This is a genomic window from Verrucomicrobiia bacterium (genome assembly GCA_035574275.1).
Taxonomy (GTDB): Bacteria; Zixibacteria; MSB-5A5; order DSPP01; family DSPP01; genus DSPP01.
This window is the reverse complement of record DATLYY010000017.1, coordinates 56,922-67,890: the sequence shown is the minus strand read 5'-3', so window position 1 is coordinate 67,890 and position 10,969 is coordinate 56,922. Positions and strand designations below refer to the sequence as shown.

Annotated in this window: 7 protein-coding genes; all 7 read right to left on the bottom strand. The window is 58.0% G+C overall.

Going from position 1 to position 10,969, the window contains the following annotated elements; all coding sequences use genetic code 11:
• A partial coding sequence (locus VNL73_03050; GenBank protein ID HXF48389.1) for a hypothetical protein occupies nt 1–199 on the bottom strand: 199 nt, incomplete at its 3' end.
• Entirely contained in the window at nt 199–1,746 is a 1,548-nt protein-coding gene (locus VNL73_03045; GenBank protein ID HXF48388.1) for a hypothetical protein, read from the bottom strand. The genes VNL73_03050 and VNL73_03045, both read right to left, overlap by 1 nt.
• A gap of 152 nt (nt 1,747–1,898) precedes the next feature.
• Nucleotides 1,899–3,077: an efflux RND transporter periplasmic adaptor subunit gene (locus VNL73_03040; GenBank protein ID HXF48387.1), complete on the bottom strand. Its 1,179-nt coding sequence runs from the start codon at nt 3,075–3,077 to the stop codon at nt 1,899–1,901.
• Nucleotides 3,074–5,437, bottom strand: coding sequence for an FtsX-like permease family protein (locus tag VNL73_03035; GenBank protein HXF48386.1), 2,364 nt, complete (start codon nt 5,435–5,437; stop codon nt 3,074–3,076). The genes VNL73_03040 and VNL73_03035 overlap by 4 nt, the downstream gene beginning before the upstream one ends.
• A 3-nt stretch (nt 5,438–5,440) precedes the next feature.
• Nucleotides 5,441–6,157: an ABC transporter ATP-binding protein gene (locus VNL73_03030; protein HXF48385.1), complete on the bottom strand. Its 717-nt coding sequence runs from the start codon at nt 6,155–6,157 to the stop codon at nt 5,441–5,443.
• Nucleotides 6,158–6,235: 78 nt separating this feature from the next.
• Nucleotides 6,236–9,025 (bottom strand): cation-transporting P-type ATPase, encoded by a 2,790-nt coding sequence (locus tag VNL73_03025; protein HXF48384.1) that lies wholly within the window; start codon nt 9,023–9,025, stop codon nt 6,236–6,238.
• Nucleotides 9,026–9,149: 124 nt separating this feature from the next.
• Nucleotides 9,150–10,877, bottom strand: a complete 1,728-nt coding sequence (gene polX, locus VNL73_03020) for a DNA polymerase/3'-5' exonuclease PolX (protein HXF48383.1) — start codon at nt 10,875–10,877, stop codon at nt 9,150–9,152.
• Nucleotides 10,878–10,969: the final 92 nt, after the last annotated feature.

Sequence of the window (10,969 nt, the reverse complement as noted above, 5' to 3'; positions counted from 1 at the left end):
AGGTGTCGGTGCCGACGACGATGGAAAAATCGGCCAGCGGGGCTGGGCCTGCGTCAGTGTTGAAAAGTTCCAGCCATTCCAAGCTGGTGAAAGCGCCCGGCTCGTTGGCCAGGACTTCGTTGATGACGACCTTTGGAGTTTGCGCCAGGGCGGCACTGGCTGAAAAGAAAAAAAAGACAAACGCAAAAAGGGCGCGCATCACCAGGGGCGGGCGAGCTCGACTCGCAGAAAAGTCGAAGGTTTGTTGGAAAGGGAGCGGTTGAAATCCTTGGAGAAGCGGGCCATAAACTCCAGCTCCGGATAAATTTTCAAGCGCTCTTCGAGATAGAAAGTGTAATAAAACCGGTCGGGGGGCCGGTCCGTGCGTTCGCCGATTTTACCCCAAGCGGTCAGGCGCAAACGATTCTGTTTCCAGCACGCCCGGGCCGAAAGGGCTTCTCCCTTATGCCCCAAAAACCCCTTCTGCGATTCGCCGGAGAGCCGGAAATCCAGATTTTCGTTGAATTCGTAATCGGCGGCGATTCTTCCCTGCCAGCGCTGGCGGGCTTCTAAGGTGTCGGAAAAGTCGCTCTTGGTGAAGCGGCCGGAAAATCCAAGTTTTTTGAAGGGGCGGTAGCGGCTGGAAAAGGAAAAGCGGTGCCGGTTCAAGTTTTCCCCCAAGGGGCCCCAGAAGCCGATTTTTGAATCGAAGCTGAAGCGAGCATCGGGGCGCCAATGCTCGCTCCAGATAAACCCTTTCGTGCGGCTGCGGGGGGTGCGATAGGAAAAATCCACTTCTTCAATTTTCTGTGTGCGGTAATCGCCGAAGGAGGGGCCGCCGGAGCGGATGAGCAAACCGGTGTTGTAGTTCCAGAAATCGATTTGGGAGCGCCAGTAGCCGTGGCTGGCTTGAGCCGAAAAAACGTAACCGGCCGGTTTTTGGTCCAGATAGCCGCCCTCCGCAGAGAGTTCGGCTTCCCGCCATTTGAACCGGGCGAAGGCGGAGCCGAGGGGAAAAGATTTTTTGGCCTCTGTCTGTCTGTTTTTTAGCTCTTCCCTGCCCATCAGCATACCGGCCTCAAAGTTTTCCCGAAAATAAGTGATGCCCCCCGCGGCGAGCAAGTCTTCGTTGGTTTGGCTTTGGTCGAAGGAAGCAACGGCCTCGAAAGCAAAATGTTCAAGGGTGCGGCGGGACAATAGACCATTGTAGCGGGTGTAATCGGGGAAAGCGATTGAATTGGCGAAATCATCCGGCTTGGAGACGGAGGGCAGAGGGTAAAATCCCCGGCCTAAAATCAACCCTTCGCCCCACGTGTAATCAAAATTTCCGGCGCGGGCTTCCCAGTCGCCCTCTGCAAACCAAGCGCCTCTTCTTCGTAGGGAAAGCTCGTGCGCCGTAGGGGTTTTGGCCCCTTCGGCGAAGAAGCCGAAAGCATTTTTGGCCGGGCTTCGGAAGGAAAAATAATTGCGGCTCTCTTTTTGCGGGGCGATTGAGTACTGGCTGCCGAGGTTGAAATAAAGGGGAAAATGAATTTCGGGCAAAGAATCGACGTTCAACTCCTCTTGCGCCACGAAGGAGAGTTTTGCGCCGCTTTTTTCCGAGGCCAAAAGTGCTTCCTCGAAGGTTTCCATTGAAATTTCGCCGTCGCGGAGCATTTCCAAAAGCTCGTCTATGGAGAAAAGGGAATCGGATTGGGCGTGGAGTTTGCCCGCCGCAAGGACTATAAGCGAAAATAGTTGTAATATGCCGACCCTACCAACTTGCATACGATTTTCCGGTTGAACCCGAGCCGGGGAATTTTAGTCAAATGAGTACCGTTTGTAAAGCGGCGGAAACTGGTTTCCAAGTTGTGCGTTTTTCCGCGGACCTTGCGGATTTTTGAACCTCAGGGGATGGTCGCGAAAGCCTTTTTATTGAATTAGCGAACTTTAACCCGTGCGCCGTCTGTAAGTTCGTTGGTGGGGTGGGCGACGATGCGCTCGCCAGCTTCGAGGCCCTTCAGGATTTCCGTTTCAAAACATCCTCTGCGACCCGGTTCAACCGGCCGCAGCCGGGCGCGGCTCCCCTCGACGGTGAAAACGCTCCAGCCCTTCCCGGAGCGGAAAAGGGCGCTTGTGGGAACTTTCAAAACGGAATCCGCCTCCCAGATTACGATTCTGGCCACCACGCGAAAGCCGTCCCCCAAAGGGCTGGCGGAATCGACAAAGTCCGCCACAACGTTCACCCGCTTTTCCTCGATCCCCAGAGCGGAAACTTTGGTGAAGGCGGCCGGCTCCACCGTGCGCACCCGGGCGCGGAGGGGCCTCTCGCCCCCCCATTCTTCCAAAAGCACCGGCATCCCGGGCAATATTTTCACCGCGTCGGTGGAGAGAACATCCACGACGACTTCCAAATGAGCGGGGTCGCCCAAAATCATAAGCGGCGTGCCGGCAGCGACCACCCGCTCGCTTTTTTCCAGAATCCGCAGAATCTTTCCCTGCACCGGGGCGCGCAGGCGCATCACCCGGGAACCGTTGGCGGCCGGTTCAACGGCCATCAACCCGGCGCGGGCGATCTGCACTTCGGCCTCCGCCGCCCGGAGCTCGCACTCGGAGGCCTCCAAATCCTTGGCGGCGGCCAGTTCGGAAACGGCGGCGGCCTCCGTCTCGCGGCGTGAAATCAGATTTCTTTTGGCCAGCCCCTCCACCCGCTCCTTTTCCCGTTGGGCCTGGCGGTGAAGGGCGCGGGCGCGCTCCAGCGCCGCCTGGACCTCCTTTTGGCGGGCCGCGGCGGCGGCGATCCGTTCGGTGAGTTCAGCCTGCTCCCGCGGCCCCAACGGCACGGGATGGAGGGAGACGAGAACCTCCCCTTTTTTAACCGCATCCCCGTCGTGCCATTCCACGCGCTCCATCCGCCCGGCGACGGGGGCGGCCACTGTGTAGTGGTCGTGGGCGCGGGCCTCTCCTTCCTCGTCGATGGTCACTCGCAGGACCCCCACCTTGACTTTCGCCGTTTCGACGGAAATCGGGGAGGGGAGCAGCGCGTACACTAAAAAGGCCGTCACCACCAGCGAAACGGCGAAAAAAAGAATTTTCGGCACGCTTATTTTTTTCATCATTCACCCGTTTTCAAAACGGACACCAAGTCCAGCCGGTTCAAAAGCCGCACGACCACCAAAGCGGAAAGAAACGCGGCCGCGCCGACCGTGGCAATGGAAAAAACGAAGGAGCGGCCGCTGATGGCCAAAGGCATCCGGTACAGCTCCGATTCCATCACCTCTGAAAGAAGGGCGGCGACGGCATAGCCCAGGACCAACCCGAAGGGAAGGGCCGCAATCGTCAGAAAGGACTGTTCTCCCACAAGCATGAAGGCGGTCTCCTTTTTGGAAAAACCCAGAACGCGCAAGCTGGCCAGCTCGCGGCCCCGCTCGGAGAGGGCGATGCGGGCGCTGTTGTACACCACCGCGACGGCGATCACGCAGGCAAAGAGGATGAGCACGGTGGTGGTGACGGTCAAACTTTCAGCGATCGATTTTTGAAAACTTTCCAGCATCACGGAGCGGACGGCGACACCCGCCACGGCGGGGGTCTTTTTCAGTTCGGCGTACAACGCCTGCTCGGCAGGCGGGTCGACCGCTAAAAAGGCACCGGAAACGTTTCCCTCTTCGCGCAAGAGGCGTCCCAAAGCGGCCCGATCCATATAGGCGGAGACCCCCACCATTTCATCCACGAGACCGACCAAAACAACCCGGCGCACGGGGCGCTCCCCTTCCAAAACCTCGAGGGTCAACGTGTCCCCCCGGGCGGCGCCCAAAATTTCCGCCAGCTTGGAGGTCAGTACCAGCCCTTCCGGCGGCAGAAAAACTTTTTTTTCGTTTTTGTCCAGCAGCGTCCGCAGCTTTCCCTCCGGCTCCAAGCCGAAAAGCCCGAGCCGTTTGGCGCGGTGGCCGAAGCGCAGGCGGACCGGAACGGCGCGGAACGGCTCGGTTTTGCGCACCCCTTCGAGCTGATTCAGTTCGTAACGAACGCGCCCGGGGAGGGGTGTTGCAAAAAGGACGGTCATATCCTCCCGTTGAATGGCCCGAAACTGGAGATCTATGATTTTGTCAACGGCGTCGAAAAAGTAGCGACCCAGAAGCAGAATGGCGACGGCCCAAGCGATGCCCAAAAGAGAAAGAAAGGCCTTCAAGGGGCGGCGCTCCAAGTTGCGCAGAATCATCCGCGCAGGGATGGAGAAAAATCGGGACAGCCCCAGCCGTTCGGCCCAGCCGGTACGGAAGCGGGCCGGGGCGGGGGGGCGCATCGCTTCGGCCGGCGGCAGCGCCACGGCGGAACGCACGGAAGTCAAAGCTCCCAGTCCGGCGGACGCCGCGCTGGTGAAAATCGCCAACCCTATCAACCAGAAATCGGGGACAAATTGCAGGACCGGAAAATGAAAATAAAGGGAGTAGAGTTCGGCGATCTCCTTGCCAAACCAGATTCCCAAAGCAACCCCCAAAACGGTGCCGGCGAAAACCGCCGTCCAAGCGAACTTCAAGTAGTGCGCACCGATTTCCCAGTTGCCGTAGCCGAAGGCCTTCAAGACGCCAATCTGGGGCCTTTGCGTGCCGACCAGACGGGTCAGAACGATGTGGATTAAAAAGGCGGCGACGGCCAGGAAGATGGAGGGGACGAAGAGGCCGGTAATCCGGTCCTGGGCGATTTCATCCGAAAGAAAACGGTGGGAAATCTGCTCGGAACGGCTGTAGGTCCCCAAGCCGCCGTAGCGGGAAAGCAGGGCGTCCAGTCGGGAGATCACTTCGGCCTCGACGGCGCCCGGTGCCAGCGTCAGAGCCAGATCGTTGAAAGCCCCTTCCATGTTGAAGGCGGCGGCAAGCGCCTCCCGCCCCATCCAGAAAACGCCGAAGCGGCGGTTGTCCGGCAGGACCTCCGTGCCGCGGATTTCATAGACGTACTCGGGGGAAAGGGCAATGCCGACGATTTGGAGCTCCTCCCAGCGGCCGTTCAAAACCGCACCGATTCGGTCGCCGACCTTCAACTCGTTGGCCGTGGCGAACGCTTCGCTCGCCAGAACCTCCCCGCGGCGGCCCGGCTCGATGTAGCGGCCGGCCCGGAGGTGCAAATCGTTCAACATCGGAACTCTTTTTTCTGGAATGGAGACCATCCGACCGGTGGCGGGCTGCTCCAGTCCGGGAACGTCCAGGTTCACTTCCATAACGATGCGGGTTTGGACTTGAGCCACGCCGGGGATTCGGGCGATGCGCTCCGCCAAGGAGTTCGGGGCCCGCTTGAGATGGGCGAAGAGATTGGCGAAGCGGTATTCCTGATAGTAGGCGGCCTGCGAGACCACCAGCGACTGGTAGGCACTGCGCATGGTGACGTAGGCGGCGATGCCGCAGGCGACCACGAGTGCCACCGCAATCAACTGGCCGCGCAGCCGCCCAAGATCCCGCAGCAATTTTCTGTCAAGCGCGCCCATCGGCTACCAGGCCAGTTCCGCCGGAGAGGCCCGGCGCTCGTTTTTCCGGATGCCGGCCACTTGCCCGCTGCTCAAGCGGATGACCCGGTCGGCCATTTGCGCAATGGAGGCGTTGTGAGTGATGACCACGGTGATGGTTCCCAGTTCCCGGTTCACCTTTTCCAAAACTTCGAGCACGACTTTCCCCGTGGCAAAATCCAGTGCCCCGGTCGGCTCGTCACAGAGCAGCACCTCCGGACGTTTGGCCACGGCGCGGGCGATCGCCACCCGCTGCTGTTCCCCGCCGGAAAGCTGGGCCGGGAAATGGTGCATCCGATTTTCCAGCCCGACCAGCCGCAGGGCTTCTTCCGGGGCCATCGATCGGGGGGAGATTTCCGTGACCAAAGCTACGTTTTCCAAGGCGGTCAAGCTTGGAATCAGGTTGTAGAACTGGAACACGAAGCCGACATGCTCCCGGCGGAAGCGGGTCAAATCCGGTTCGTCAGCGGAAGTCAGTTTGTGATCGAGATAATAAACCTCGCCGCTGGTGGGGACGTCCAGCCCCCCTAGGATGTTGAGCAAAGTCGATTTGCCGCTGCCGGAGGGGCCCAGAAGCACCACGAATTCGCCGGCGTACAAATCAAAATCGACCCGCCGCAGGGCGTGAATTTCCACTTCTCCCATTTTGTAAATTTTTGAGATTTTGTGGATGTGAAAAATCCCTTCGGGATTTGCGGTCATACGGAAGAAGGGAGCATATGCGAAGGTCTTCGGGCAGTCAAGGGAGCAATTCAAGCTCCGTCGGCGACCGGCTTTCGTTTAGTGAAGAGATTCATTACCCCGACTTTTTGTTTTTCTTCGTGCCACGGCTTTTCTGACTTCATCCGCTAATGGCAAAAGGGGGACGGCAGCCAGAAGCAGAAACCAATTGGCGGCCGCAAACGGCGCCGTGCCGAACACTTTTTGAAAGGGCGGTAAATAAACGACGGCCAAAAGCAGAACCACCTCCACGCCCACCCCCAGCCACAGAAGGCGGTTGGTAAAAGGATTCATGCGAAAAAGGGACAAGCGCTCCGAGCGCTGGGTAAAGAGATTACCGACTTGAGAGGCCACGATGGCAGCCAGCGTCATTGTCGTTGCGGACGCATACAAAGTTCCTCCCGATGGCAGATCGATCCACTGCCCGACAAATCCGTTCCGCCAATACTGGAAATAAAAAGCGACCATCGCCGTAATCCCCTGGAACAGCCCCAACCAGAAAAAAACCCGGATCAAAAGCGGTTTGTCAATGACGTGCTGATTCCGCGGCCGGGGCGGCCGGTCCATGAGACCGGACTCGGGCTTTTCAGCCCCCAAGGCCAACGCGGGCATAATGTCCGTGCCCAAATCGATAGAAAGCACCTGCATTACGTTCAAGCCCAACGGAATCCTCCCGCTGGAAAGCGCGAAAAATATGAAGGGAAAGGCCTCCGCCACGTTGCTGGTGAAAATGTAGGTGATGAACTTGCGGATATTGGCGTAAACCGCGCGCCCCTCTTCCACCGCATTCACGATGGAGGCAAAGTCGTCATCGACCAGAACCATATCGGCGGCTTCCCTGGCCACATCCGTGCCGGATTTTCCCATTGCCACGCCGATATCGGCCTTCTTCAAAGCCGGGGCGTCATTGACGCCGTCGCCGGTAACGGCGACCACCTCCCCCATCGTTTGCAGGATGGCGACCAAACGGAGCTTCTCTTCCGGCGTAAAACGGGCGAAGACCACGTTGGCACGCAACACCTCCGCCAGTTCCGCATCGCTCATTTCGGCCACCTCTCCCCCCGTGTAAATCCGGGATCGGGAGGAGCGGAGGAGGCCTATCTTGCGGGCCACCGCTTCGGCGGTGAGTTCGTAATCCCCGGTAAACATCACCAGCCGGATGCCGGCCCGGTGACATTTTTCCACGGCCTCTGCCACCCCCGCTCGGGGTGGATCGGTAAGGGCGGCCAGCCCCAGAAAGGTCAGTTCCCGCTCCATCTGGTAAGGGGTGAAATCGGAAAGCGAGCCGGGAAGCGTACGCCGGGCGAAGGCCAAAACCCGCAGACCGCCCCGGGCGTAGCCGTCAACGGCATCAGAAATTTCCCGGCGGGTTTTTTCATCGAGGGTAATTTCCGCGCCTCCCTGCCGGAAGCGGGTGCAGAGGGTCAAAAGTTCTTTGGCGGAACCTTTGACGAAGACGATGCGCTCTTCCGGCCCCTGCTGAATGGTGGTCATTCGCCGCCGGCGGGTGTCGAAGGGGATTTCCGAAATCCTCGGATACAGGCGTTCAATTTCCTCTCCGTTAAGACCTGCTTTCAACGCGGCCACTCTCAAAGCTGCTTCGCCGGACTCCCCAACCGGTGTCCAGACCCCCGGGACACTTCCCGAGGATACAAGGCGTGAATTGTTGCACAAACTGGCGGCTGTGAGCAGCTCCTGCAAATCCGGCTGAAAATGAACCGAAACCGGCCGGCCCGCTTCCAGAACCTGCCCATCAGAATGATAGCCCACGCCGGTCAGTTTCAACTTTCGCCCGCCCACCCAGAAGTCGGTCACGGTCATTTCGTTTTGGGTCAAGGTGCCGGTTTTGTCCGTGCAGATGACGGTGGTGGAGCCCAACGTTTCGACCGAAGAGAGGGTCTTGACCAAGGCGTTGCGGCGGGCCATCCGCTGCACCCCCATGGCCAATGAGAGCGTGACGGTGGGCAGAAGCCCTTCCGGGACGAAGGCAACAATCATTCCCATCGCAAAGACAAATCCTACCCGTAACTCCAAGCCGGCCAAAAGAGTGGCCGCCGCCCAAAAAACCGCGCCGATGGCAACGACCAAGAGGGTGATCAGCCGCGTCACCCACATCATCTCCTTCTGCAGGGGACTGGGTGCCTCCGGTAGGGCTTGTGTCAGCCGGGCAATTTTTCCAAACTCGGTGTCACCGCCTGTGGCAATGACCACGGCCCGGGCGCTGCCGGTCGCGACACTGGTGCCGGCGAAAATTAAATTGGGGTACTCCCAGCGGTCTTGATGAGGGTGGGCAACATCACCGGTTTTCTGCACCGGTCGGGATTCGCCAGTCAGGGTTGATTGATCGACAGTCAACGCCGAGCCGGAAAGAAGCCGGGCGTCGGCCGGGATTTTTTCCCCTTCCGCCAAGAGCAAAATATCCCCCGGTACCAGTTCCTCCGCCAGCACGCGGACTTCTCTGCCTTCACGAACGATTCGGGCGAAAGCAGGAAGCAATCGGAGCAGGGTCTCGGTTGCTTTTTCCGCCTTGTACTCCTGCCAGAAGCTGAAGATCCCGTTGATTAGATTGACGGCCCATATGGCGTATCCCAACTGGGGCATACCGGCGACAAAGCCGATAACCCCACCCCCCCATAAAAGGAAAGCCATCAGATGGGTGAAATTGGCAAGAAACCGTTTTATAAGGGACTTTCTCTTGAGCCCGGGGACGGCGTTGCGGCCAAAACGGTCAAGGTTCTGGATGACCTCCTGCTTGGTCAATCCTTCCAACCGGGAGGCCATTGCCTCGAGAACCCTCCGGTCCTCCATCATGGGAATCTGGTCGAACGCTTCTGTATCAGAATGCAGCATTATCTGACCGGACGGGATTTTCGAATCACGGCGTTCGAAGGCATATACGGCAAAGTATAAATCTGTCCATTCAAAAACAATTCGTCGCCGTTGGAGTAGTGAATACCCTTATGTAAAAGTGCGCCTATTTTTTAAGCAATTTCAATAACGCCTCCAACGGGCGGGTGTTGATGACGTCGGATTTTTCCGCCCAGCCGCGGCGGGCCTGGGCGATGCCGTATTCGAGAAAATCGAGATGGGCGATAGCGTGGGCGTCCGTGTCGATGGCCAGCTTCACCCCGGCGGCCACGCATTTTTTGATATGCTCATCTTTCAAATCCAGCCGGTCGGGGAAGGCGTCTATTTCCAGAACGGTGCCGGTCTCCTTGGCGGCTTTTATAATGGCGTCCATATCGACGTCATACGCCTCCCGTTTCCCAATCAACCGTCCGGTGGGGTGGAAGAGTATATCGACGTTGGGATTATTGATGGCGCGGATGATACGTTTGGTTTGCTCCTCCCGCGACAAATCGAAATGGGAATGGACGGCGACGCCGCAAACGTTCAGCCGGCCCAGCGTTTCGTCGTCCAAATCCAGACTTCCGTCTTTCAGAATATCGCACTCGGTCCCCTTCAGGATTTTCAACTTCGAGCCGATTTTTTTCTGCACCCGGTCGATTTCCGCCCACTGCCGGCGAATTTTTTTCTCATCCAGCCCGCCGGTCATCGCCAGCCGTTTGGTGTGGTCGGTGATGGCGATGTATTTCAAACCCCGTTCGATGGCGGCTTGGGCGTAGGCCTCTATCGTGTCAGCGCCGTCGGTCCAGTCGGTCTGGATTTGCAGGTCGCCCTGTAAGTCGTCGTAACCGATGAGCTTGGGAAGCTTGTGCTTTTTGGCCAGTTCAATTTCGCCGGTATTTTCCCGCATTTCCGGCGGAACGTATTCCATCCCCAAAGCGGCGTAGAGTTCCTCCTCGGTTCGGCCGGCGAGCTGCTTTTTCCCTTTGAACAACCCGTACTCGTTCAGCTTCCACCCTTTGGCCAAGGCCATTTCGCGCAGGGTGACGTTGTGATCCTTGGAGCCGGTAAAGTAGTTCAGAGCGGCGCCGTACGATTCGGCCGGAACCACCCGTAAATCGACATCCAGCCCCGACTCCAGCTTGACCGCCGATTTGGTCTCTCCGTGGGCGGTCACCCGCACCACCTCCGGCATCGAGACGAAGAAATCCATCACCGGCATCGGTTTTTTTGAGACGACCAAAATATCCAAATCGCCGATGGTTTCCTTGCGGCGGCGCAAAGACCCGGCCAGAGTAACCCGCTCCACCTCCTCCAGCCCCTTCAAGCGCGCCTCGATTTTCCTTCCGATGGGCAGGGCCATTCCCAAAAGAAAGCGGCCCGTGGCTTTTTTCAAAAACTCGAGTCCTTTAAGAATGTTTTCCTCCGATTTGGCGCCGAAGTGTTCTAATTTGGAAATTTTCCCTGCTTTAGCCGCTTTCTCCAAGTCGGCAACCGTTCTGACCCCCAGCTTTTCGTACAATTTTTTGATAGACTTCGGCCCCAGTCCTTCTATTTTGCGCAGGCCCGACAAATCGACCGGAATTTTCTTTTTCAGTTCGTCGTAATATTTGAGACGGCCGGTCTTGAGCAGCTCCTCGATTTTTTTGGCGATTGAGGTCCCCACGCCGGGGATTTGTTCGAGGGCCTTAAGCCCGCCGGTTTGATACAGTTCAGAAAGGGACTGATCTAAATCGCCAACTACCTGGGCCGCTTTTTCGTAGGCCCGGGGTTTAAAGGGAACCCCTTCCATATCCAGATATTCGCCGATTTCGGCGATGATGCGAGCTACTTCCTGATTGGAGATTCGTTTCATCGGCAACGAAATATAAGCAAAGAAACAATTGATTCAGCTCAAAATAATTGCTCATGAAGATAGCCAATAAATCCGCTAAGGGAATCATTTGA

Coding starts and splice junctions, on each gene's coding strand:
- VNL73_03045 (HXF48388.1), bottom strand. CDS start 1,746: ATGCAAGTTGGTAGGGTCGGCATATTACAACTATTTTCGCTTATAGTC.
- VNL73_03040 (HXF48387.1), bottom strand. CDS start 3,077: ATGATGAAAAAAATAAGCGTGCCGAAAATTCTTTTTTTCGCCGTTTCG.
- VNL73_03035 (HXF48386.1), bottom strand. CDS start 5,437: ATGGGCGCGCTTGACAGAAAATTGCTGCGGGATCTTGGGCGGCTGCGC.
- VNL73_03030 (HXF48385.1), bottom strand. CDS start 6,157: ATGACCGCAAATCCCGAAGGGATTTTTCACATCCACAAAATCTCAAAA.
- VNL73_03025 (HXF48384.1), bottom strand. CDS start 9,025: ATGCTGCATTCTGATACAGAAGCGTTCGACCAGATTCCCATGATGGAG.
- polX (HXF48383.1), bottom strand. CDS start 10,877: ATGAAACGAATCTCCAATCAGGAAGTAGCTCGCATCATCGCCGAAATC.